Consider the following 20,709-nt stretch of genomic DNA (forward strand, 5'->3'; position numbering starts at 1 on the left):
CGAGGTCGTCGGCTACGCCATGGCCGACCACCACCGCGCCGAGCTCGTCGTCGACGCTCTCAACATGGCCCACGGCCGCGGCGGCCTGGAGCCGGGCTGCGTGGTCCACAGCGATCGCGGCAGCGAATACACATCGGCCCAATTCCGAGACCGAGTGCGTGAGTTGGGACTGCGAGGCAGCTGCGGGCGGACCGGATCGTGCTTCGACAACGCCGCCGCGGAGAGTTTCTGGGCCCTGCTCAAAGAGGAGATCGGCACCCGCACCTGGCCCGACCGGGCCACTGCCCGAGCCGAGGTCTTCTCCTTCATCGAGACCTTCTACAACCGCCGCCGCCTGCGCAAGCACCGGACTTTCGGCTATCTCACCCCGACCGAGACCAGGCAGCGGCAGCAGCACACCCTCGCGGCATAACGATCACGTGTCCGGGATCACGGGGAAACTTCACCTCAGCGGGGCGGCGAAGGCCGTCGGGTCCGTACTGTGCGAGCCAGCGCAACTCGGTGCGCACCGCGGTCAGGATCGCCGGTGGCAGGATGTGCTGGACGATGTATTGGTGCAGCCGATCGACGGTGCTTGCCAGGTGCGGGATCCACGGCTGCTGCATGGCGTCTGTCACCGTCAAGCCGAAACCGCCAAGTGGCAGGCTGAGGGCCTTGCCGATCAGCGAGCAGGCCTCCGAGGCTCGTTCGAGTTGCGGGTGTCCCAGCTCCTCGAACGCCAGGTCGAGCACCGCGCCTCGCATGTCCAGGACTTCCCTGGTGGGGGGTAGCACGTAGGGGCGGAAGGTCAGGGTCCAGGTGGAGGGTGTCCACACCTCATCGTGGCCATCTATGGACAGCAATGGGGCAAGCACGCTCAGCGGCTGGTGGACGGATGGAGCGGCGGGTGTACGGGTCAGCCAGCGCTCGACCTGGCTGATGAGTATCTCCTGATACTTGGTGGGGCCCCAGCGGGTGTAATCGGCCCGTTCCGCGAGAATCCGCAGGGGGTGCGAGGGGTGTTGAGGCAGGCCGCGTTGGTCGTCGCGCCCTAGATTCCAAAGAAGGGTGGCCGCCTGCGGCAGGAACTCCAGATGATGGACGATGGCTTGGAGGACAGGGGCCAGGGCATAGCGCACTTCTGTGTCAGTCCACGTGTGGGTGAATCCAAGTCCGACCTCTGCCGTGACGGGGTCGCAGGGGTTGTCCACGGCCCACGTGGCTAGGTCGAGGGCGCGTCGTGGTTGGAAGAAGGCGAGCTTCGCCACGACCTCCAGTAGGCTCACCCGCCCCCGCGCATCCGCGGCGCGGAACGCTCCCAGGATCTGCTCCCACAGGGGCTCGATTAGTCCGGTGCCGGTGCCCTGTTGCTGCTGTTGCCAGTCCACACGGCCGGTGTTCACCACCAGGTTGGCCAGCGCGCTGCCCTGGCCGGCTTCCATGGCTCTGGCGAGGTAGCTCGTGGGGAGGCCCGTGCCTGAGTGCCGCGCCGCTTTGATGAGCAGGGCATCGCCCAACAGGTCCGGCACCAAGCGCATTGCGGTGCCATGGCTCAGCGCTACCCCGGCATCCTCAAGGGTCGCCAGGTGCTGCGCGCAGAGATCGAACGGCAACCTGGTCAGGGCTTCCAGCGATGTACGGACCTCCGGTTCCGCGAGGCGCACAGGCTGGAACGCGGCGAGGGCGCAAAGCAGTTCCTGGGGTACCTGGCCGGAAGCCGGGTCGGCGGTCAGAGCCTCAGCAAGCCGGTCCGTAAGTTCCAAGTGGAGTTGCTCGTCGCCTTCGAACCTCTGCGGATCCACAGCGCCGCTGTTGATCAGCGCCGCGCCGGTGACGATCAGCAGCGGACAATCCCGTGCCGCTGCGGCGAGTCTCGGTGCATGGAGCCGTACCGCTTCGTCCAGAATCTCGCTGGCCAAGGAGAGTGCGTCGTCGAACTCCAGGTCCCCGATTTCGACCACAGTGGCCTCGCTCACGTGCAGGCCAGCCCGGGCAAGCGCGCGGCGGGCATGGACCATGCCGTAGGGCCGTAGGGAGAGCAGCACGTTAGCGGACGTGTTGACGCTGCGGACCCCGGAGACGATCTTTTCCAGAGGGAGGGTGTCGTCGTGTGCATCGTCGACGATCACCAGCAGTTCGCCGGTGCTCGGCAGTTCCCTGAACGCGCCCGGGCCGATGGAGGAACCAGGGCCGAGCACCCGTACTTCGACGGTGGGCTCTGCGTCGCGCATTGCTCCACACAGGGCCGTCACGATCTTCGTCTTCCCGGCTCCGCCCCGGCCGACGAGGAGCGCGACGCGTCCTTGCTCGTTTCTGGCGAACGGTACGAGGCTGGCCATTGTCTGCGTGCGTCCGACGAGTCGCCAACGGTGCGTGTAGACCGAGCCCTTGTTCACCTGGCGGAGGTAGTCGTCGGGTTTCATCCAGGGATCCGGCTCCACGGCCCCCTGTACCAGCGTGTCAATGTGCATGTAGCCGGTGTTGGCGATTCCGCCCCCGCTGGCAGTTGCTTGCCCGGTGTAGGACAGGCGTACTGGGGGGTGAGGAGTGTCGCCGGTTACCGGGGCCGGACCGCGGTAACCAGTCACGGCCATGCCTCCGCTCGTGGCCTGGGCGTTGCCGGTGTCCGCCACGGTTACCGATGGCTCGGGCGCCTCGTCCCGCGCTTTGCCTGATGATGCTTTCGCCATGGGTGCGCGGGTCCTAGTTCGAGTAGTCGATGCCAGAGACGGAATCCGTGCCGCTGGCTTCTCCCGTACGCTCGGCTGTGGCCGCGCCGCGCCCCCGGCCACCCGGTCGTCTGATACCGGTGACGCCGCCGCCAGTCGCCTTTCCGGTTCGGCTGGCCTTGTCTGTGGGGCCAGCCGGGGACGGGTGCTGCAACAGGGCCCAAACCAGGGCCACGATGCCGACGGCGGCTTGGATGGAGGCGCCGGCCAGCGCTCCCGCTTCGGGGTTGTTTAGCAGCCAGATCAGCGGCGTGGAGACAATCCCTACCACCGCCAGCACGATGACCGTGATCTTCCGCCCCTGCGTCATGCCGGTCCTCCCACTGGGCCGTCAGAACGGCGACCCGCCCATCCGTACGGTCTCGCCACATGTTCGTCTATAAGGAACGCGCTCTGCGTCCCTCATGGTTCCGGGCTCCTCACACGGCATGCGCGGCATCGCTGGCGGTGCACAGTGATGGGTGGCCTTCCTTGGGCATGCCAAGCCGTACTTGCCCAACTTGGCTGCACTCGCAATAGGCGGGCTGAGCTGGGCAAAGTGATCCGCCCCTAGATAGCCAGCGCTGCAGTTTCGGTGGGACTTGATCACACTGCTGATCAGATCCAGAGGGACTGCTCATCTTTGCTGGGAACGGACAGTCGACGCTGGACGGCACAGTGCCCGGCCGCAGGGTGAGGGACACTCTTGCAAGCGTCTGCTTGCAATAGTTAGCACGCTGGTGCATCGTGGAGGCATGGCATCGCTCAACGTCGGCAATCTCGGTGAGTACCTGCGCGAGCAGCGGCGCACCGCACAGCTGTCGCTGCGGCAGCTCGCCGACGCCGCGGGCGTGTCCAACCCGTACCTGAGCCAGATCGAGCGCGGGCTGCGCAAGCCGAGCGCGGAGGTGCTCCAGCAGGTCGCCAAGGCGCTGCAGATCTCCGCCGAGACGCTCTACGTGCGCGCCGGGATCCTCGACGCGGAGCGGGACGGGCAGGAGCGCCGGCGGGAGGACGCGACGCGCGCGGTCATCCTCACCGACCCCTCGCTGAACGAGCGGCAGAAGCAGGTGCTGCTCCAGATCTACGAATCCTTCCGCAAGGAGAACGGGTTCGGGGCCGACGCGGACGACCGGGCGGCGGCCCAGGAGGAACCGGCGGACGACGCCGATGCCTTCCCCGAGGGCGGCGCCCCCATAGCCGATGCCGCCTCCCCCGGCGGCGGTGCCCCCATACCCGGGCACGGCCCCCGTACGACCGGTGGCAGCGACGCCGGCCCGCAGCAGACGGCCGGATAAGCCGGAGCGAGCAGCCGGCCGGGCGCGGGACCACCACGAAACCCTCAGCCGAACGTATTTCCGGAGGACCATCACCATGGCCATCACCGACGACCTGCGCAAGACCTTCAGCGACCCGACCCCGCTCTACTTCGCCGCGGGCACCGCCGACCTCGCCTTCCAGCAGGCCAGGAAGGTGCCGGTGCTGGTGGAGCAGCTGCGCGCCGAGGCGCCGTCCCGCATCGAGGCCGTGCGCAACACCGACCCGAAGGCGGTCCAGGAGAAGGCGACCGCCCGCGTCAAGGAGACCCAGGGCACGCTTCAGGCCAAGGCCAACGAGCTCTTCGGCTCCCTCGACACCGACTTCAAGAAGCTCGGCGAGACCGCCCAGGACCTCGCGCTGCGCTCGGTCGGCGTCGCCGCCGAGTACGCCGTCAAGGCCCGGGAGACGTACGAGAAGGTCGCCGAGCGCGGCGAGCACGCGGTGCGCACCTGGCGCGGTCAGGCCGCCGACGGCATCGAGGACATCGCGGAGGAGGTGGAGGAGTTCGCCATCGCGGTCGAGCCCGCCAAGCCCGAGTCCGCCAAGTCCGAGCCCGCCAAGTCCGAGCCGGTCGAGGTCACCGAGGAGAAGTCCGCCGAGGCGAAGAAGACCCCCGCCCCCCGCAAGGCTCCGGCCAAGAAGAACACCACCGCCAGGAAGACCACGCCGCCCGTCCAGTAGCGGCCGCGGACACGGCGAGCGGGGAACGGTGACCGCGTAAAGACGATCCGAGTCTGGTGGTGGACGTTGTGCTGATGCAGGGGTTCGCAGGCTTCATGTGGCTGCTGAGCATCGCCCTGATCCTTTTCAGCGGCTTCGCTTTGATCGACGCCGCCACGCGCCGTGAGGACGCCTACCGCGCGGCCGACAAGAAGACCAAGCCGTTCTGGCTGATCATCCTCGGGCTCGCCTTCGTGGTGAACCTGATCTTCAACATCCTGTCGTTCCTGCCGATCATCGGGCTCATCGCGACGATCGTGTACATGGTCGACGTACGGCCCGCGCTGCGCGGTCTGTCGGGCGGCGGCCGCAGCAGCCGCCGCGGTTCCAGCAGCGACGGCCCCTACGGCCCGTACAACGGCGGACGCTGACGCCGAGGGGGGCCGGGCGGTTCAGGCCGTCCGGTCCAGCAGGACCACCGCCACGTCGTCCGCGAGTTCGCCGCCGTTCAGCTCGCGGACCTCGTTGACGGTCGCCCGCAGCAACTGTTCGCCCTGCAGGCCCTCGGCCAGCTGGCGGCGGACCATTTCCACCATGCCCTCCTGGCCGAGCCGCTCCCGGCCCTCGCCGACGTGGCCCTCGATCAGGCCGTCGGTGTAGAGCATCAGGCTCCACTCGGCGCCCAGCTCCACCTGCATGCGCGGCCAGCGGGCGCCCGGCAGCAGCCCGAGCGCCGGGCCGTTGCTGTCGTGGGGCAGCAGCCGTGCGGGCGTGCCCGGGCCGGCGATCAGCGGTGCCGGATGCCCGGCCAGGCACAGGCCGGCGCGACGGCCGTCGGGGGCGATGTCCACGGTGCACACGGTCGCGAAGATCTCGTCGTGCGCCCGTTCGTGCTCCAGCACCTGCTGGAGCGTGCCCAGCAGCTGGTCGCCGCAGAGCCCCGCCAGGGTCAGCGCCCGCCAGGCGATCCGCAGCTCCACCCCGAGGGCCGCCTCGTCCGGGCCGTGCCCGCAGACGTCGCCGATCATGGCGTGCACGGTGCCGTCCGGGGTGCGGACGACGTCGTAGAAGTCGCCGCCGAGCAGGGCGCGGGAGCGGCCCGGGCGGTACCGGGCGGCGAAGCGCAGCGAGGAGCCGGCCAGCAGCGGCGTCGGCAGCAGCCCCCGCTCCAGGCGGCGGTTCTCCTGCGCGCGCAGCCGGCCCTCGGCCAGGCGCCGCTCCGCCGAGTCGGACCGCTTGCGCTCGACGGCGTAGCGGATCGCCCGGCTCAGCAGCCGGCCGTCGAGTTCGTCGCGGACCAGGTAGTCCTGGGCGCCGACCGCCACGGCCTCCGCGCCGCGCTCCGCGTCGCTGGAGGAGGTGAGGGCGAGCACGGCGTGCCGGGGCGCCAGCTCCAGCACGTGCCGGAGCACGGCCAGCTCGTCGGTTCCGTCGCCGTCACCGTCGCCGCCGGCCTCGGCGGTGGTGCGGGCCGGGGCGGGGGACAGGGCGAGGTCCAGCAGGATGCAGTGGACGTCGTCGGTCAGCAGCCGTCCGGCCTCGGTGAGGTTCCGGGCCGTGCGGACGCGGATCGGCTTGCCGGCCTGGTCGAGCAGGTCGGGCACGATCGGCGAGCCGCCCGGATCGTCCTCGATCAGCAGCACCGTCAGGTTGGTGGGGACGGCGCCCTCGCGCTCGTCCGTGGTCCGGTCCGTGGTCTTCTCGCGCTTCTCCGTGGGGTGCGCCCGCCGGTCGACGGGGTGTGCTGCCGGGTTCGTCCCGGACGGGGCCTGTTCCCCGGGAGGGCCGTCGTCCGGGGACGCGGCGGGCACCTGACCACACTCCACGGCCGGGATCGCCCTCTGCCGCGGTACGGGTACGGGCATCGTCTTGGTTTCCTTCCCTCCCCCCGAGGGCATGGCGGGGCGAGGGACCTCGACCCACCGACGGGGACCATAGCGGGTGACGGCGCCGCTGCGGAATGGTCCGGCGCACGCCGGGCGGCCCTCGGCCACTGTCATATGCCGTGTTATGCACCGCAGTTGGACACCTCGACCGGGGGCCGGGGATGACGAACGTCACGCGGAGCGGGCGCCGGGCGTGGACCGGATCACGTGGCCCGCCTCACGCCGGGGTGCGGGGCGCGTGGCCCAGGTCACGCCCGGCGTGCGGGCGCGTGGCCCGCCTCACGCCCGGGGCGCGTGGCGCGTGGCCCGGGTCACTCGGAGGGGGCCGCGACCGTGTCCGGGCGCACCACTCCGAGGATCGGCATCGAGCCCGCTCCGGCCATCGTGACCGGGCGTCCCGGGCGCGGGGCGTGCACGACGGAGCCGTCGCCCACGTACATGCCGACGTGGCTGGCGTCCTCGAAGTAGATGATCAGGTCGCCGGGGCGCATGTCCTCGATGGCGACGCGCTCCAGTCGCTCCCACTGCTGCTGCGAGGTGCGCGGGATCGCCTGCCCGGCCGACACCCAGGCCTGCGAGGTCAGGCCGGAGCAGTCGTAGGCCTCGGGGCCCTCGGCGCCCCACTGGTACGGCTTCCCGATCTGGGCGGTGGCGTACTCGACGGCCTTCCTGCCCCGCTCGGTCGCCCCGGTGTCGAGGTCCTGGAGGATGCCGGAGCCGAGCCAGGCGGTCTGGGCCCTGGCCTGGGCCTCCCGTTCGAGCCTGGCGAGGCGCTCCTTCTCCTCCTGTTCCAGCTCGGACTCCAGCTTCTCGGCCGCCGCGATCTGCTTCTCGATCTTCTTCTGGGCGGTGGCCCTGGCCTTGCGGTTCGCCTCCAGCTTCTCGAACTGGGCGGAGGCGTCCGCCGCGTAGGTCTCCAGGTCCTGCTGGGTGCGCGTCATCTCGCCGAGCAGGCCCTTGGTCGCGCGCTGGCCCTGCGTGATCCGGCCGGTGCCGTCGAGGAAGTCCTCGGGGTCGTCGCTCAGCAGCAGCTTGGCCTCGTCGGGCATGCCGCCGGTGCGGTACTGGGAGCGGGCCGCCGCGCCCGCGCGGTCCTTCAGCCCGTCCAGCTTCTCCTGGCCCTGGACGATCTTCTCGGCCAGTTCGACGATCTCCGCGGACTGCTGGTCCGCCTTCTCCTCGACGGCGTTGTACTCGTCCGTGGCGGAGGCCGCGGCGCGGTAGAGCCCGTCGAGCCTCTTGCGTACGGCTTCCAGGTCCTTGCCGGGAGTGGCCGTCGGCGTGGGGGCGGCGGCGTCGGCGCCGGACGACGGTGTGGGCCCGGGGTCCGCGAACGCGGTGCCCGGTGCCGCGAGCACGGTGACCGCGCAGACCACGGCCACGGCAGCGGTCATCAAGCCGTGCTTCCCCGTACGCATACCTCGCCCCCAACTGGTTAACCGCCAGTAACATAGGTCGCCTGGGGGATCGTGCCATGCCGGCGCGGAAAGCGACAGAGGCCGTGCTTGCTTGCCTTCCGCTTCCCCCCTTCCGCCTCGCCCGGACGACGATTCCCCAGCTGTGTGACGAACGCCGCACGGAGATCGTTCCCGGTCGCGGGGTCGCGGGGTCGCGGGGTCGCGGGGTCGCGGGGTCGCGGGGTCGCGGGGTCGCGGGGTCGCGGGGTCGCGGGGTCGCGGGGTCGCGGGGTCGCGGGGTCGCGGGGTCGCGGGGTCGCGGGATCGCGGGATCAGAGGGGCAGGGGGCCAGGGGTCCGAGGCCAGGGGCGCGGCCCAGGACGGGCCAGGGGCGCGGGCCGCCGCTTCAGGCGTGGCGGGGCGCCTTCAGGCGTGGCGGGGCGCCAACGCCTCCCACCGCACCGTCACTTCGCCCTGGCGCCACCGTGCCGGCCCGTCCGTCACCGGCCAGTCGGCCGTCAGGTCCCGCACCGCCCGCATCCAGCGCTGGCGGGCGCCGTAGGAGGCGTAGGGCGCGGCGGCGGCCCAGGCGCGGTCGAAGTCGCGCAGGAAGGCGTGCACGGGCTCGCCGGGGACGTTGCGGTGGATGAGCGCCTTCGGCAGTCGTTCCGCCAGGTCGGAGGGGCGGTCGAGGGAGCCCAGCCGGGTCGCGAAGGTGACCGTGCGCGGTCCCTCGGGCCCGAGCGCCACCCACACGTGCCGGCGCCCGATCTCGTCGCAGGTTCCCTCGACCAGGAGCCCGCCGCGCGCGTGCTCCGACGCCGGTGCGAGCCGCGCGCACAGCCGCTGCCAGACGGCGGCCACCTCGCCCTCGTCGTACTGGCGCAGCACGTTCGCCGCCCGGATGAGGAGGGGCCGGCGGGAGAGCGGGACCTCGAAGCCGCCGCGCCGGAAGACGAGCCCGGGGCGCGCGTACGGCTCGGCCGCCGCCACCCGCGCCGGGTCGATCTCGACGCCCACCACGCGCGCGTGCGGCGCGACCGTGCGCAGGCGGTGCAGCAGCTCGACGGCCGTCCAGGGGGCCGCGCCGTAGCCGAGGTCGACGGCGACGGGGTCGGCGGCGCGGCGCAGCTCGGCACCGTGCGTCGCCGCGATCCAGCGGTCCATGCGGCGCAGGCGGTTCGGATGGGTCGTCCCGCGCGTGACCGTGCCTACGGGGCGGGTGGCGGCGCGGGAGGGCATGCGTACGAGGGTATGCGGCGGGCCCGCCCTCTCCGACGCGTCCCCCGATCGAACGTTGAGCGATAAACGGTAATGGTTCGGCAAAGGCCGGGAAACCGGAAATGGAGCACTGCCATCCGGTGTTCCCCTCTCGTGGAGGGCGGCGCGTGTCCTCCGACCGGCATGCCCGCAGCGAGGAGGAACGGCTCGTGAGCCAGTACGTCAGCAGGCTCGGGCGTCGCTCACCGGCGGCCTCCCCGCGGCTCCGGCTGCTGCGCAGGCCCCGCCGCGTCGCCATGCTCTCCGTGCACACCTCACCGCTCCACCAGCCCGGCACCGGCGACGCCGGCGGCATGAACGTCTACATCGTCGAGCTGGCACAGCGCCTGGCCGCGATCAACATCGAGGTCGAGATCTTCACGCGCGCGACCACCGCCGCCCTGCCGCCGACCGTCGAACTGGCCCCCGGCGTCCTCGTCCGCCACGTCGACGCCGGCCCCTACGAGGGCCTGGCCAAGGAGGAGCTGCCGGCCCAGCTGTGCGCCTTCACGCACGGCGTCATGCAGGCCTGGGCCGGCCACCGCCCCGGCTACTACGACCTGGTCCACTCCCACTACTGGCTCTCCGGCCACGTCGGCTGGCTCGCCGCCCAGCGCTGGGGTGCCCCCCTGGTGCACGCCATGCACACCATGGCCAAGGTCAAGAACGCCAGCCTCGCCGAGGGCGACACCCCCGAACCGGCCGCCCGCGTCATCGGCGAGACGCAGATCGTCGCCGCCTCCGACCGGCTGATCGCCAACACGGCGGAGGAGGCCGACGAACTCGTCCGCCACTACGCCGCCGACCCGGCCAAGGTCGCCGTCGTCCACCCCGGCGTGAACCTCGACCGCTTCCGCCCCTTCCCCAAGGGCTCCGACCCCGGCACCGGGGACGCCGCATCCGCCCGCGCCGCCGCCCGCGCCCGCCTCGGACTGCCCCAGGACGCGCTGATCCCGCTCTTCGCCGGCCGCATACAGCCCCTGAAGGCCCCCGACGTGCTGCTGCGCGCCGTCGCCGTCCTGCTCGACGAACGCCCCGAGCTGCGCTCCCGCATCGTCGTCCCCGTCGTCGGCGGGCCCAGCGGCAGCGGCCTCGCCAAGCCGGAAGGGCTGCAGAAGCTCGCCGCGCGGCTCGGCATCGCCGACGTCGTACGCTTCCGCCCGCCCGTCGACCAGGAACAGCTCGCCGACTGGTTCCGGGCCGCGTCCGTGCTGGTCATGCCGTCCTACAGCGAGTCCTTCGGACTGGTCGCCATAGAGGCGCAGGCCGCCGGCACGCCGGTCCTCGCCGCCGCGGTCGGCGGTCTCCCGGTGGCCGTGCGCGACGGGCACACCGGCCGCCTCGTCGAGGGGCACGACCCCGCCGCGTACGCGCGCGTGCTGCGCGACTTCGCCGACCACCCGGAGCTGACGTACCGGATGGGCGAGGCCGCCGCCCGGCACGCCCAGTCCTTCGGCTGGGACAGCTCCGCCGCCGCGACGGCCGACGCCTACACGGCCGCGATCCAGTCCCACCGCCGTCGCGTACGCTCCCACCATGGCTGACGCACAGAAGGCGGCACAGGTCCTCGAAGACGCGCTGAAGGACGCCGGGCTGGAGTGGGAGAGCCCCGAGCCGGGCACCCGCGTCGTCAAGCTCCCCGGCACCCGGAAGCTGTCGACGACGGTCTCCCTCATCCTCGGCCGGCACTCCCTGTCCCTCAACGCGTTCGTCATCCGCCACCCCGACGAGAACGAACCGGCCGTCCACCGCTGGCTGCTGGAACGCAACCTCAAGCTGTACGGCGTGAGTTACGCGGTCGACCGCCTCGGCGACGTCTACGTCACCGCGAAACTCCCCCTGGCCGCCGTCACCGCCGACGAGATCGACTGCCTCCTCGGCCAGGTCCTGGAGGCCGCCGACGGCGCCTTCAACACCTTGCTGGAGCTGGGCTTCGCGTCCGCCATCCGCAAGGAGCACGCATGGCGGACCTCACGCGGGGAGTCCACGCGCAACCTGGAGGCGTTCCAGCGCCTGATCGAGCGCGACGGGGACTGAGCCCGCCGGGGCCGGGGCTCAGCGCCCGCCGCCGCGGTACCGGCCGGGCGTGACCCCGACCAACCGCTTGAAGTGCCGGGTCAGATGGGCCTGGTCGTAGAAGCCCGTCGAGGCGGCCACGTCGGCCGGGGCGCTCCCGTCGAGCAGCAGCCGCCGGGCCCGGTCGACGCGGCGGGACATCAGGTACTGGTGCGGCGCGATGCCGTACGCCGAGCTGAACGCCCGTACCAGATGAGCGGGATGGGCGGGCACGATCCCGGTGGCCTCGTTCAGGGTGAGCCCCTGGACGAACCGCTCGTCGAGCAGCTCGCGCAGCCGGCCGGCCAGGTCGGGGGCACGGCGCACGGTGGAGCGCACGGCCCGGGGCCGCAGGTGGGCGTGGAGCCGCTCGCCGATGAGCGTCAGCCTGCTCTCCGCCTCCAGCTCGTCACCGGGCCGGGAGAGCACGGCGTGGAGCTGCCCGACCCGCCGCCGCAGTACCGGGTCGCGCAGGTCGGGAGCGTCGACGGCCGGCCCGATCAGCTCGTCGTCCAGCCGGGAGGCGTCCAGGTAGAGGACGCGTTTGCGGAAGCCGCCCGGGGTGGCGGGGGAGCCGTTGTGCGGCACGTGCGGCGGCAGCAGCGTCACCGTGTCGTGCGGGGTGCCGTGCTCGTGCCGGTCCAGGTCGTACCGCACGGCCCCGTCGTCGACGATGAGCAGCGTCCACGTCTCGTGGACGTGCATCGGGTAGGCGTACTCGGTGCAGTGGGCGTGGAAGACCTCGACGACGCCCGGGACGCGGGGGCGCCAGGCGGAGACGTTCCGCTGGTCGGCCATGCAAAAAACGTACAAGACCGGGCCGCCCGCCGACCGGCAGTCTCACCGTATGAGCACGCACGACGCAGACCCCATCCGCTTCGACACCAAGATCGCCGTCCTGCTGCGCGGGGACCTGGAGACCTGGCAGCGCCTCAACGTCACCGCCTTCCTGGTCAGTGGCCTGAGCACGCAGGTCCCCGAGGTGATCGGGGAGCCGTACGAGGACGCCGACGCGGTCGGCTACCTGCCGATGTTCCGTCAGCCGGTGCTGGTCTTCGAGGGCACCAAGGAGACGCTGACGAACGCCCACGCGCGCGTGCTGTCCCGGGCCCTGCCTCGCGCGGTGTTCACGTCCGACCTCTTCGGCACGGGCAACGACCGCGACAACCGGGCGGCGGTCCGGGCCGTGCCGACGGCGGACCTGGACCTGGTCGGCCTCGCGGTGTACGGCCCGAAGAACGCGGTGGACAAGGTGCTGAAGGGCTCGCGGATGCATCCGTGAGCACGGCGGCCGGCGGCGCGGCCGGGACCCGTCACGCCGTGCTGGCCTCGGGCGTCCTGGCGGACCGGGAGGTGGCCGCCGGCTCGTCCGGCAGCTTCCGCATGAGCGCCCAGTACCCCGCCGCCGCCACCGTGCCGATGACCGCGCAGACGCCCCAGAGCCACTCGGAGCCCCAGTGGTCGATGGCGAAACCGGACATCAGCGGGGCGACGAGGGCGGCGACCGCCCAGGACATGGTGTACACGCCCTGGTAGCGCCCCCGGCCGTGCACGGGGGAGAGGCGGACGACGAGGCCGGTCTGGGTCGGCGCGTTGACGATCTCGGCCAGCGTCCACACGCACACGGTGAGGGCGAACACGCCGACCGACCCGGCGAAGGCGGTGAGCCCGAAGCCGTACCCGGCCAGCAGCGACGAGGCGACGAGCAGCAGCCGCGGGTCCCGGTGTTCGATGATCCGGGTGACGGGAATCTGCAGGACGACGATCAGGACGCCGTTGACGGCGATCGCCACACCGAAGTCCGCGGGCGTGAACCCGGCCTCGCCCATGGCGACCGGCAGCCCCACGTAGGCCTGCTGGAAGATCAGGGCGATCAGGAAGGACAACCCGACGACGCCCATGTAGCGCCCGTCGCGCAGGACGGTCCCGAGGGAGACGGCCGGCCCGCTCGCCGCGGCGGCGTTCCCGTCGCCGCCCTTCCCGGACGCGCTCTTCGGCCGGGACTCGGGCAGCTTGACGAAGACGAGGACGGCGCACGCCATGGTCATGCCCGCCTCGATCAGGAACCCGGCGAGGTAGCTGACCTCGGCGATGAACCCGGCCGCCGCGGAGGAGACCGCGAAACCGAGGTTGATGGCCCAGTAGTTGAGCGAGAAGGCCCGGATACGGTCCTCGGGGCGCACGATGTCCGCCATCATCGCCTGCACGGCGGGCCGGGAGGCGTTGCTCGCCATGCCGACCAGGAAGGCCACGGCCGCGATGGCGACCGGGTCGTGCATGAAGCCGAGCAGCGCGACGGACAGCGCGGTGGAGGCCTGCGCGACGAGCAGCGTGGGCCGCCGGCCGAACCGGTCGGTCATCACCCCGGCCGCCAGCGAAGACACCACCCCGCCCAGCCCGTGCAGCGCCGCGACCAGACCGGCGTACGAGGCGGAGTACCCGCGGTCGATGGTCAGGTACAGCGCCATGAAGGTGGCGACGAAGGCACCGAGCCGGTTGACCAGGGTGCTGGCCCACAGCCACCAGAACGCGCGCGGGAGCCCGGAGACGGACTCCCGCGCGGCACGTCTCATCCCGGCGACTGACATGGGTCCCCCGTGTAGTGCTCGCCCGCGGGCAAGGTAAGCGTCCGATGCGGCAGGTGCGACTTACCTCCGCTGCTCGACGCACAACCTACGAAGGCGCGGCCCGCCCCGGCCAGTCGATTGACACTTCCCGTCAACCGTCCGTCCAGCGGGCGCCCCGCGCGGGCGGCCGACGGGTTCGATTACGCTCGGACCCATGGCCGACGCACCGTACAAGCTGATCCTGCTCCGCCACGGCGAGAGCGAGTGGAACGAGAAGAACCTGTTCACCGGCTGGGTGGACGTCAACCTCACCCCGAAGGGCGAGAAGGAGGCGACGCGCGGCGGCGAGCTGCTGAAGGACGCCGGCCTGCTGCCCGACGTGGTCCACACGTCCGTGCAGAAGCGCGCCATCCGCACCGCCCAGCTCGCGCTGGAGGCCGCCGACCGCCACTGGATCCCCGTCCACCGCCACTGGCGCCTCAACGAGCGCCACTACGGCGCCCTCCAGGGCAAGGACAAGGCCCAGACCCTCGCCGAGTTCGGCGAGGAGCAGTTCATGCTGTGGCGCCGCTCCTACGACACCCCGCCGCCCGCGCTGGACCGCGACGCCGAGTACTCCCAGTTCTCCGACCCGCGCTACGCGATGCTCCCGCCGGAGCTGCGCCCGCAGACGGAGTGCCTCAAGGACGTCGTCGGCCGCATGCTGCCGTACTGGTTCGACAACATCGTCCCCGACCTCCTCACCGGCCGCACGGTCCTCGTCGCCGCCCACGGCAACAGCCTGCGCGCCCTGGTCAAGCACCTCGACGACGTCTCCGACGCGGACATCGCGGGCCTGAACATCCCGACCGGCATCCCGCTCTCCTACGAGCTGGACGCCGAGTTCAAGCCGCTGAACCCGGGCGGCACGTACCTGGACCCGGACGCGGCCGCGGCCGCGATCGAGGCGGTCAAGAACCAGGGCAAGAAGAAGTAGAGAACATGATCATGCCCCCGACCTGCGCGAACGGCGCAAGGCGGGGGCATTTTCGTGTCGTGGGCCCTCTGTGGGCCCTCAGTTCCCCGGCTCTCGTGGCCGCAGTGCCTCCCCGAGTGCCTTCCGGGCCCGCTCCCGGCTGCTGGGCATGAGGTGGGCATAGACCTTCAGGGTCAGACCCGGGTCGGAGTGTCCGAGGTACTCGGCCAGAGCCTTGATGCTCTCCCCGGCGTCCAGCAGAACGGACGCGTAGAAGTGCCTCAGCGCGTGCATGCCGTGTTCGCGGGCGGCGGCGTGCTCCCGGCTCTTGGCCTTCGGGATGACGCCGACTTTGGCCAGGGCGGGTTTCCAGTGGTCCTCATTCAGCGACGTACGCCAGACGTGACCGCCGTTGGGCCCGCTGAAGATGAGCCGCTTGGTCACCGGCTGGCCGTTGCCTCGCATCCACGGCAGCGTGATCTCAACCGGCGGGAAGCGCTTCATGTGCTCCCGAAGCGCCTCCGCCACCGGGTCCGGCAGGGGCACGTCCCGGAGCTTCCCACCCTTCGGCGGCGCGAACACGGGCTGACTCAAGCTCAGCTTGAGCTGTTGCACCACACGCAGCGTGCCGCTGTCGAAGTCCAGGTCATCGACGGAGAGACCGAGGATCTCCCCTTGCCGTAGACCGCAGCCGGCACCCACGTCGACCATGGGCCGGAAGCGTTCCACCATCGCATCGCGCATCGCGAAGACCCGTTCCGGCTCCCACGGGACGACACGGCGGGCGCCCATCGCGGGGGGCGCCACAGTGCGTGAGTTGCAGGGGTTCCGGCGTAGGCATCCGTCCTCGACCGCTGCGGACAGCACGGCACGGACGTTGGAGAAGATCACCCGGGCGTACGCCCCGGACATGCCCGACGCTTCGAGCTGTGTCACGAACTCCCGAATGTGGCTCGGCTGGAACGACCCGAGTTGCCTCGACCCGATGCGCGGGAACGCGTGCAAGGTGAGTTGAGACTCCATCGACGCCCGGGTGTTCGGGTCGCCACTCTGGCTCGCAAGCCACTTCTCCGCGTACTCACGGAAGGTCGTACGGGTCGCGTTCGGGTCGATGAAGTCGCCGCGGGCCACGTCGGCCGTGATGCTGCTGAGCCACTGCTCCGCAAGCCGCTTCTGTCCGTCGGGGAAGGACTTGCCCTTGCGGTCGCCGTCGGGGGTGAAGTAGCGCGCCCGGTAGCGCATGCCCTTGCCGTGGCGATCGGTCTTGACGCGGACCGTCTTACCGTCGGCGTCCGTGACGGTCTTGAACCAGCGGTCCTGAATGCTTCCTGCCATGAGGCGGGCGTTTCCTTTCTGAGGTCGGCTGGCCGTGCCGGGGAGGCGACGCGGGGGTATCAGGTCCGCGTGTGGGAGGGGTTTTGAGGCCCGTTGGCGGGGTGCCTCCCCGCCTCCCCGAAGGGGTGTTTGCGCTGATCAGTGCGGGGAGTTCGGGCCGGGGAGGCGGTGGGGGAGTTCTCCCCGCCTCCCCGGCTGTGGGGCCGTTGCCTCCCCGGGGCCGTGGGGTGTCAGGCGGCGTCCTGCTCGGTCTGTTCACGGGCCCACGCGTGCACTGCGGCGGGGTCGTAGCGGAGGTACTTGCCGATGCGGATGGCGGGCGGTCCGATGCGCTTGCGGCGCCAGGCGTAGACCGTCTCGACGCTCGGGAGGCTGAACATGGTCACCAGGTCCTCGGGCGTCAGGTAGCGGTCCGGCAGGCCGCCGCGCAGCACGGCGGGTGAGTCGGTCGACTGGTTACGGGGCGCGGTCATGCCGCCGTCCTCTCCGGGGTCGGGTGGAGCGGGGTCGATTCGGGCAGGTGAGGGGTGGACCGTTGCGGGGCGGTCACGGTCGACTGGTTGGCGTGGGCGAGCAGGGCCAGCAGTCGCCAGAGGGCGAGCGTGAACACCGGTGCTCGATCGGTGAACACCCCCTGTCCGCCGTGAACAGTCGGCCCGGTCGCCGTGAACGCGATCGGCTCGCCGTGAACGCTCGAACGGTCGGGCGTGAACACGGCGGCGGGGGCGTGAACGGGGTACCGGACGGCCAGCAGGAGAGCGATCGACAGAGGGAACCGGTCGGCCTTGCGGCGGTTGCAGTCGAGGCAGGCGAGCGCGAGCGCGGTCGCCGACCAGGTGGGCCACAGGCACCGGGGCACGATGTGGTCGAGCGTCGCGTGATCGAGCGAGGCGAAGTGGCGGCGGCAGTACGCGCACCGGTACCGGAAGACGTGCGCCGCGTAGCGCTTGCGGGCCCGTCGTACGGGTCCCTTGGGCTTGTTCGGCATGCTCACCACTGCTCCCGCAGCGCGCGGCGCCATGTGCCGTCCGGCCCGGCCGGCGGGGTGGCCCCGACCGCGTAGGTGCCGCCGTCGGTGCGCACGATGAGCGGGGAGGGCTGGCGGGTGTCGGCGCGCATCAGGTCGAAGCAGAACCGGCGGCGGTGCCAGTTGGGCAGGGCCTGCCGGTAGAGCCAGTCACGGCCGGGCGTCACGGCCGTCACGCCGTCACGCTCCCCGCCCGTGGCGGCGGGGCTGACCTGCGTGACGACCGGTGTCACGGGCGCCGCGAACTCACGGGCCATGGCGCCCCCGAGACGGATCAGCGTCTCAACGGGCACCAGGGCGGCGCCCTGCCTGATCGCGCGGGAGACCAGCAGGGGCGCGCGGCGCAGCGTGTAGGCGTCGACCTGGTGATGCCGGTAGGCGTCCGACAGGTACAGCGCCACGGCCGCTTCCCCCACGGTCATGGGGCGAGAGCGGGCGCCCTCGTACCAGTACGACAGGGCGAGCCGGTACGCGAACGTCCGGCACACGCCGACCTCGGGAAACTCGGCCTGGTCCAGGCTGTTGAAGGTGTCGGCCACCTCGACCACTCCGGCCGGGCCCAACTCCCCCACCGACTCCCGGAATACGGCGTACAGGGCGTCCGTGGTGAGCACGGGCACGGCAGCCTCGTCGGCGCCCGCCTCGAACAGGGCGGCGGCCACCTCGCCCGGCGACCACTCCAGACCGGCCGCCGGGAGGGTCGGGAACTCCTCTGAGGGGCGGCGGCGCTCCCGCCGCGCCAGGGGCACGGTGGGAGCGGCCGGGGCCGCCACACGGGCATACAGCGCGTCGAGCGGGCCCGGGGCGGTCATCAGGCACCCGCCCGGGATGCGCGGTGGTGAGCGTCGATCTGTGCCCGACGGTGGACCGGGCACATCAGCTCGATGCCAGGCCCCCAGGCGGCAATCCCGCCCGTCCCCCGGCACGGGCACTCACCGTCCACGACCGCCCCGGCGTTGCGCTTACGGGCCGTGTCGGTCATGCCGTCGCGGGAGACGTTGCCCGACGCTTCCTTATGGGCCAGCACCAAGCGGCGCGCGTTCGGGAAGCGCTGCTCGTGACGGGCCTGGACCTGCACCGTTGTCAAGCCGTGCATGTCCAGCAGCCGCCACCCACGGAAGTACTCCGCGCGGCGTTGCAGCTCCCCGGGGCCAACTCGCTGCGCGCCCTGCACGATCCAGGCACGGGCCTGGTCAGCGGTGTAGCGGCGCCGCCCGTTCGGCATGTCCGACGCGTACAGCGCCACAGTCCGCTCAGCGCCCGTCAGGGCGGTCACGTCGATCGCGTTTTCCTGGCTGTGTGTGAGTGCGGTCGTCATCACGCCTGCACCCCCTGCGCGACCAGCGTCGCCGTCAGGTTCTCAACCAGGGACTCAAGCGTGCTGATCCGGTCCCGCAGCCCCTTCGCGGTCTGCGGGGCCCGGTCGAAACCGAGTTCCTTCGGGGTGGACCGGTACAGCGAGCACAGCAGCACGCGGTAGGTCTCGTTCGGGCGGCTCCCGCCGTGCTCCCAGCGGGAGAGCTGCACCTTCAGCGACGGCTCGGACGCCACCTGCCAACCCCAGTTGTCGGCCAGCAGGACCAGGGCGCGCACGGCCTTGTCCTGCGACCAGCCCCGGGCCACCCGCGCACGCCCTAACGGCGTGTTCGCCGACCGCAGCTCCTGCGGCTGCTTGGGGGCCGCTCCTGCGACCGTCACGGTCATCTCAGGCATCATGGAAGTACCCCTTCGAGGGTCGGGGGACGGCTGCTTGCTTGGCGGTAGGGAGCCGTCCCCTGCTTCGGGCCCTGGATCTGACCAGGGCCTTTTTGCGCAGTTGGCCCCCCTCGCGGAGAGGGTTAACTGCTATGAACTAGCGTGCACTAGTCTGCTGTAGTCCGCAACCCTTGTGCTGTGACGCGCTCTAGTTCGCTGTGGTGGGTACCCTCAGAGCATGACTGCCACAGGGGTGCCCAAGTCGAAAGCGACGCAGGTCGCAGATGCGCTGCGGGAAGAGCTGAAGCGGATGAAGCCCGGCGACAAGCTCCCGTCGCAACGGGAGCTTGTTGAGCGCTTCGGGTTCGCGAGCCAGACGGTCCAGAACGGGCTGGCCGCACTCAGGGCCGAAGGGCTCATTGTCTCTGCCGGTAACCTCGGTAACTTTGTCGGCGACGGTAGTGCGCCGACCGGCGACGTTCGCGACGAACTCAAGGAAATCCGCTCCCAACTCCAGACGCTGACTGAACGGCTCGAAGCGCTCGAAGCGCGTTCGCTGCCGGGTGGTGCGTGATCTGGAACCAGCATGCTGCGAACGCAACGTGTGCAGTAGGTGACAGATAGGGGGCAGGAGACGAGCCAGGGGGACACGGCAGGTGTCACCTGGCTGTCCCCTTCCCTGTCCCCCCTCGTCACGCGCGAGACTCGGACCAGGTACTCGGAGGAGGGCGCATGACCGACGACAGGCCCGCATGGGCACGGCGCATCGCTGCTGAACGCACGGCCCGCGACTGGTCGCAGCGTGACGCCGTACGGGCGCTGCGGGCCCACGCTCCGACGGAGCTGCCCGCCGAAGAAAGCATGGTCCGACAGTGGAAGCGCTGGGAGTCTGGCCAGGCGCCGAACGACTTCTATCAGCCGCTCATCGCCGCCGTGTTCGGCACGGTCACGCGCGCCTTGTTCCCCGCGCCGGCACGCCGTGATGGCGACAAGGAGATCCTCGCGGCTAGCGGCATGGAGACGCTCGAAATCGTGAGCCGACTCAACCGCTCCGACGTAGACGCGGCCACCTTGGACGCCCTACGGATCACCACGGACCGGCTGTGCTCGGAGTACCCGTTCATGGCGAGCGAGCAACTGCTGATCGAGGGGCGCCAGTGGCTGCGCCGTGTTGTCGAGCTGCACTCGAAGAGCCTCACCTTGGCGCAGCATCGTGAGGTACTGGCCCTGTCCGGCTGGCTCGCGCTCCTCGTCGGCTGCGTTGAGTACGACACGGGCAACCGTCACGCTGCTGAGTCCACGCGCCGGGCCGCTCTGTCCCTGGCCACAGAAGCAGAACACGGGGAAATCGCCGGATGGGCGCACGAGATGCGCGCCTGGTTCGCCCTCACGACCGGCGACTATCGCGGCGTAATCGCCGTGAAGTTTCCCCGTGATCCCGGACACGTGATCGTTATGCCGCGAGGGTGTGCTGCTGCCGCTGCCTGGTCTCGGTCGGGGTGAGATAGCCGAAAGTCCGGTGCTTGCGCAGGCGGCGGCGGTTGTAGAAGGTCTCGATGAAGGAGAAGACCTCGGCTCGGGCAGTGGCCCGGTCGGGCCAGGTGCGGGTGCCGATCTCCTCTTTGAGCAGGGCCCAGAAACTCTCCGCGGCGGCGTTGTCGAAGCACGATCCGGTCCGCCCGCAGCTGCCTCGCAGTCCCAACTCACGCACTCGGTCTCGGAATTGGGCCGATGTGTATTCGCTGCCGCGATCGCTGTGGACCACGCAGCCCGGCTCCAGGCCGCCGCGGCCGTGGGCCATGTTGAGAGCGTCGACGACGAGCTCGGCGCGGTGGTGGTCGGCCATGGCGTAGCCGACGACCTCG

24 protein-coding genes are annotated in these 20,709 nt (G+C 71.1%); 10 read left to right on the forward strand and 14 right to left on the reverse strand.

Annotated features, from left to right (window positions below; translation table 11 throughout):
* On the forward strand, positions 1 to 412 hold a 412-nt coding region (locus ACVV2G_RS32410), incomplete at its 5' end, for a transposase (RefSeq protein WP_453846366.1).
* Here the strand turns inward: ACVV2G_RS32410 and ACVV2G_RS32415 are convergent.
* Together ACVV2G_RS32415 and ACVV2G_RS32420 are read right to left on the reverse strand one after the other, a co-directional pair.
* Positions 363 to 2,669: a hypothetical protein gene (locus ACVV2G_RS32415; protein ID WP_453846367.1), complete on the reverse strand. Its 2,307-nt coding sequence runs from the start codon at positions 2,667 to 2,669 to the stop codon at positions 363 to 365. The genes ACVV2G_RS32410 and ACVV2G_RS32415 overlap by 50 nt on opposite strands.
* A gap of 13 nt (positions 2,670 to 2,682) precedes the next feature.
* Entirely contained in the window at positions 2,683 to 3,018 is a 336-nt protein-coding gene (locus tag ACVV2G_RS32420) for a hypothetical protein (protein WP_381051352.1), read from the reverse strand.
* 424 nt (positions 3,019 to 3,442) lie between these two features.
* Here ACVV2G_RS32420 and ACVV2G_RS32425 point away from each other — a divergent pair, with 424 nt between their 5' ends.
* The 3 genes from ACVV2G_RS32425 (at position 3,443) to ACVV2G_RS32435 (ending at position 5,098) form a co-directional block, all read left to right on the forward strand.
* The gene (locus tag ACVV2G_RS32425; RefSeq protein WP_453846368.1) at positions 3,443 to 3,985 is read left to right on the forward strand and encodes a helix-turn-helix domain-containing protein; all 543 of its coding nucleotides are present in this window, start codon (positions 3,443 to 3,445) and stop codon (positions 3,983 to 3,985) included.
* 76 nt (positions 3,986 to 4,061) lie between these two features.
* On the forward strand, positions 4,062 to 4,688 hold the full coding sequence (locus ACVV2G_RS32430; protein ID WP_453846369.1) for a hypothetical protein: 627 nt from the start codon (positions 4,062 to 4,064) through the stop codon (positions 4,686 to 4,688).
* A gap of 74 nt (positions 4,689 to 4,762) precedes the next feature.
* Positions 4,763 to 5,098: a DUF2516 family protein gene (locus tag ACVV2G_RS32435; protein WP_030868443.1), complete on the forward strand. Its 336-nt coding sequence runs from the start codon at positions 4,763 to 4,765 to the stop codon at positions 5,096 to 5,098.
* A gap of 21 nt (positions 5,099 to 5,119) precedes the next feature.
* Here ACVV2G_RS32435 and ACVV2G_RS32440 read toward each other — a convergent pair whose 3' ends face one another.
* The 3 genes from ACVV2G_RS32440 to ACVV2G_RS32450 form a co-directional block, all read right to left on the reverse strand.
* Positions 5,120 to 6,532: a PP2C family protein-serine/threonine phosphatase gene (locus ACVV2G_RS32440; protein ID WP_453846370.1), complete on the reverse strand. Its 1,413-nt coding sequence runs from the start codon at positions 6,530 to 6,532 to the stop codon at positions 5,120 to 5,122.
* A 332-nt stretch (positions 6,533 to 6,864) separates the two neighbouring features.
* Positions 6,865 to 7,971 (reverse strand): C40 family peptidase, encoded by a 1,107-nt coding sequence (locus ACVV2G_RS32445; protein ID WP_453846371.1) that lies wholly within the window; start codon positions 7,969 to 7,971, stop codon positions 6,865 to 6,867.
* Positions 7,972 to 8,376: 405 nt separating this feature from the next.
* Entirely contained in the window at positions 8,377 to 9,192 is an 816-nt protein-coding gene (locus ACVV2G_RS32450; protein WP_453846372.1) for a class I SAM-dependent methyltransferase, read from the reverse strand.
* Between the two features lie 188 nt (positions 9,193 to 9,380).
* Between ACVV2G_RS32450 and mshA the strand changes: the two genes are divergently transcribed.
* Entirely contained in the window at positions 9,381 to 10,754 is a 1,374-nt protein-coding gene (mshA, locus tag ACVV2G_RS32455) for a D-inositol-3-phosphate glycosyltransferase (protein ID WP_453846373.1), read from the forward strand.
* The gene (locus ACVV2G_RS32460) at positions 10,747 to 11,247 is read left to right on the forward strand and encodes a type III secretion system chaperone family protein (protein WP_453846374.1); all 501 of its coding nucleotides are present in this window, start codon (positions 10,747 to 10,749) and stop codon (positions 11,245 to 11,247) included. The genes mshA and ACVV2G_RS32460 overlap by 8 nt, the downstream gene beginning before the upstream one ends.
* A gap of 18 nt (positions 11,248 to 11,265) precedes the next feature.
* Here the strand turns inward: ACVV2G_RS32460 and ACVV2G_RS32465 are convergent, their stop codons facing one another.
* Positions 11,266 to 12,063, reverse strand: coding sequence for a helix-turn-helix transcriptional regulator (locus ACVV2G_RS32465; RefSeq protein ID WP_453846375.1), 798 nt, complete (start codon positions 12,061 to 12,063; stop codon positions 11,266 to 11,268).
* A 49-nt stretch (positions 12,064 to 12,112) separates the two neighbouring features.
* On the opposite strand from ACVV2G_RS32465, the gene ACVV2G_RS32470 reads away from it, so the two are divergent.
* Positions 12,113 to 12,547: a DUF2000 family protein gene (locus ACVV2G_RS32470; protein ID WP_453846376.1), complete on the forward strand. Its 435-nt coding sequence runs from the start codon at positions 12,113 to 12,115 to the stop codon at positions 12,545 to 12,547.
* Positions 12,548 to 12,578: 31 nt separating this feature from the next.
* On the opposite strand, the gene ACVV2G_RS32475 is transcribed toward ACVV2G_RS32470, so the two are convergent.
* A complete protein-coding gene (locus ACVV2G_RS32475; protein WP_453846377.1) occupies positions 12,579 to 13,853 on the reverse strand; it encodes an MDR family MFS transporter in 1,275 nt (424 codons plus the stop codon).
* A gap of 193 nt (positions 13,854 to 14,046) precedes the next feature.
* Here ACVV2G_RS32475 and ACVV2G_RS32480 point away from each other — a divergent pair, with 193 nt between their 5' ends.
* Complete coding sequence (locus tag ACVV2G_RS32480; protein ID WP_453846378.1) at positions 14,047 to 14,808, forward strand: phosphoglyceromutase; 762 nt, start codon at positions 14,047 to 14,049, stop codon at positions 14,806 to 14,808.
* A gap of 78 nt (positions 14,809 to 14,886) precedes the next feature.
* On the opposite strand, the gene ACVV2G_RS32485 is transcribed toward ACVV2G_RS32480, so the two are convergent.
* From ACVV2G_RS32485 to ACVV2G_RS32510, 6 genes are all read right to left on the reverse strand, one after another.
* The gene (locus ACVV2G_RS32485; protein WP_453846379.1) at positions 14,887 to 16,122 is read right to left on the reverse strand and encodes a tyrosine-type recombinase/integrase; all 1,236 of its coding nucleotides are present in this window, start codon (positions 16,120 to 16,122) and stop codon (positions 14,887 to 14,889) included.
* A gap of 230 nt (positions 16,123 to 16,352) precedes the next feature.
* On the reverse strand, positions 16,353 to 16,595 hold the full coding sequence (locus tag ACVV2G_RS32490; RefSeq protein ID WP_453846380.1) for a helix-turn-helix transcriptional regulator: 243 nt from the start codon (positions 16,593 to 16,595) through the stop codon (positions 16,353 to 16,355).
* The gene (locus ACVV2G_RS32495; RefSeq protein WP_453846381.1) at positions 16,592 to 17,110 is read right to left on the reverse strand and encodes an HNH endonuclease; all 519 of its coding nucleotides are present in this window, start codon (positions 17,108 to 17,110) and stop codon (positions 16,592 to 16,594) included. Before ACVV2G_RS32495 ends, ACVV2G_RS32490 begins: the two co-directional genes overlap by 4 nt.
* 2 nt (positions 17,111 to 17,112) lie before the next feature.
* Positions 17,113 to 17,961 (reverse strand): hypothetical protein, encoded by an 849-nt coding sequence (locus ACVV2G_RS32500; RefSeq protein WP_453846382.1) that lies wholly within the window; start codon positions 17,959 to 17,961, stop codon positions 17,113 to 17,115.
* Complete coding sequence (locus tag ACVV2G_RS32505) at positions 17,961 to 18,467, reverse strand: hypothetical protein (RefSeq protein ID WP_453846383.1); 507 nt, start codon at positions 18,465 to 18,467, stop codon at positions 17,961 to 17,963. Before ACVV2G_RS32505 ends, ACVV2G_RS32500 begins: the two co-directional genes overlap by 1 nt.
* Positions 18,467 to 18,853 carry an XRE family transcriptional regulator gene (locus ACVV2G_RS32510; protein WP_453846384.1) on the reverse strand — a complete coding sequence of 129 codons (387 nt, stop codon included), beginning with the start codon at positions 18,851 to 18,853 and terminating at the stop codon, positions 18,467 to 18,469. The genes ACVV2G_RS32505 and ACVV2G_RS32510 overlap by 1 nt, the downstream gene beginning before the upstream one ends.
* Positions 18,854 to 19,082: 229 nt before the next feature.
* Here ACVV2G_RS32510 and ACVV2G_RS32515 point away from each other — a divergent pair, with 229 nt between their 5' ends.
* Together ACVV2G_RS32515 and ACVV2G_RS32520 are read left to right on the forward strand one after the other, a co-directional pair.
* Positions 19,083 to 19,418, forward strand: a complete 336-nt coding sequence (locus ACVV2G_RS32515; protein WP_164139731.1) for a winged helix-turn-helix domain-containing protein — start codon at positions 19,083 to 19,085, stop codon at positions 19,416 to 19,418.
* Between the two features lie 158 nt (positions 19,419 to 19,576).
* On the forward strand, positions 19,577 to 20,347 hold the full coding sequence (locus ACVV2G_RS32520) for a hypothetical protein (RefSeq protein ID WP_453846385.1): 771 nt from the start codon (positions 19,577 to 19,579) through the stop codon (positions 20,345 to 20,347).
* On the opposite strand, the gene ACVV2G_RS32525 is transcribed toward ACVV2G_RS32520, so the two are convergent.
* Positions 20,298 to 20,709 (reverse strand): transposase (locus ACVV2G_RS32525; RefSeq protein WP_453846366.1); only part of this gene is annotated, 412 nt, incomplete at its 5' end. The two genes, ACVV2G_RS32520 and ACVV2G_RS32525, sit on opposite strands and share 50 nt — an antisense overlap.

The organism is Streptomyces sp. JK94 (assembly GCF_053613315.1).

What these genes read in the sequence shown, in the direction of transcription:
- ACVV2G_RS32470 (WP_453846376.1), top strand. Translation starts at nt 12,113, where the DNA reads ATGAGCACGCACGACGCAGACCCCATCCGCTTCGACACCAAGATCGCC.
- ACVV2G_RS32445 (WP_453846371.1), bottom strand. Translation starts at nt 7,971, where the DNA reads ATGCGTACGGGGAAGCACGGCTTGATGACCGCTGCCGTGGCCGTGGTC.
- ACVV2G_RS32440 (WP_453846370.1), bottom strand. Translation starts at nt 6,532, where the DNA reads ATGCCCGTACCCGTACCGCGGCAGAGGGCGATCCCGGCCGTGGAGTGT.
- ACVV2G_RS32415 (WP_453846367.1), bottom strand. Translation starts at nt 2,669, where the DNA reads ATGGCGAAAGCATCATCAGGCAAAGCGCGGGACGAGGCGCCCGAGCCA.
- ACVV2G_RS32520 (WP_453846385.1), top strand. Translation starts at nt 19,577, where the DNA reads ATGACCGACGACAGGCCCGCATGGGCACGGCGCATCGCTGCTGAACGC.
- ACVV2G_RS32450 (WP_453846372.1), bottom strand. Translation starts at nt 9,192, where the DNA reads ATGCCCTCCCGCGCCGCCACCCGCCCCGTAGGCACGGTCACGCGCGGG.
- ACVV2G_RS32475 (WP_453846377.1), bottom strand. Translation starts at nt 13,853, where the DNA reads ATGTCAGTCGCCGGGATGAGACGTGCCGCGCGGGAGTCCGTCTCCGGG.
- ACVV2G_RS32430 (WP_453846369.1), top strand. Translation starts at nt 4,062, where the DNA reads ATGGCCATCACCGACGACCTGCGCAAGACCTTCAGCGACCCGACCCCG.
- ACVV2G_RS32490 (WP_453846380.1), bottom strand. Translation starts at nt 16,595, where the DNA reads ATGACCGCGCCCCGTAACCAGTCGACCGACTCACCCGCCGTGCTGCGC.
- ACVV2G_RS32500 (WP_453846382.1), bottom strand. Translation starts at nt 17,961, where the DNA reads ATGACCGCCCCGGGCCCGCTCGACGCGCTGTATGCCCGTGTGGCGGCC.
- ACVV2G_RS32480 (WP_453846378.1), top strand. Translation starts at nt 14,047, where the DNA reads ATGGCCGACGCACCGTACAAGCTGATCCTGCTCCGCCACGGCGAGAGC.
- ACVV2G_RS32485 (WP_453846379.1), bottom strand. Translation starts at nt 16,122, where the DNA reads ATGGCAGGAAGCATTCAGGACCGCTGGTTCAAGACCGTCACGGACGCC.
- ACVV2G_RS32510 (WP_453846384.1), bottom strand. Translation starts at nt 18,853, where the DNA reads ATGACCGTGACGGTCGCAGGAGCGGCCCCCAAGCAGCCGCAGGAGCTG.
- ACVV2G_RS32495 (WP_453846381.1), bottom strand. Translation starts at nt 17,110, where the DNA reads ATGCCGAACAAGCCCAAGGGACCCGTACGACGGGCCCGCAAGCGCTAC.
- ACVV2G_RS32420 (WP_381051352.1), bottom strand. Translation starts at nt 3,018, where the DNA reads ATGACGCAGGGGCGGAAGATCACGGTCATCGTGCTGGCGGTGGTAGGG.
- ACVV2G_RS32460 (WP_453846374.1), top strand. Translation starts at nt 10,747, where the DNA reads ATGGCTGACGCACAGAAGGCGGCACAGGTCCTCGAAGACGCGCTGAAG.
- ACVV2G_RS32435 (WP_030868443.1), top strand. Translation starts at nt 4,763, where the DNA reads ATGCAGGGGTTCGCAGGCTTCATGTGGCTGCTGAGCATCGCCCTGATC.
- ACVV2G_RS32465 (WP_453846375.1), bottom strand. Translation starts at nt 12,063, where the DNA reads ATGGCCGACCAGCGGAACGTCTCCGCCTGGCGCCCCCGCGTCCCGGGC.
- ACVV2G_RS32505 (WP_453846383.1), bottom strand. Translation starts at nt 18,467, where the DNA reads ATGACGACCGCACTCACACACAGCCAGGAAAACGCGATCGACGTGACC.
- ACVV2G_RS32425 (WP_453846368.1), top strand. Translation starts at nt 3,443, where the DNA reads ATGGCATCGCTCAACGTCGGCAATCTCGGTGAGTACCTGCGCGAGCAG.
- ACVV2G_RS32515 (WP_164139731.1), top strand. Translation starts at nt 19,083, where the DNA reads ATGACTGCCACAGGGGTGCCCAAGTCGAAAGCGACGCAGGTCGCAGAT.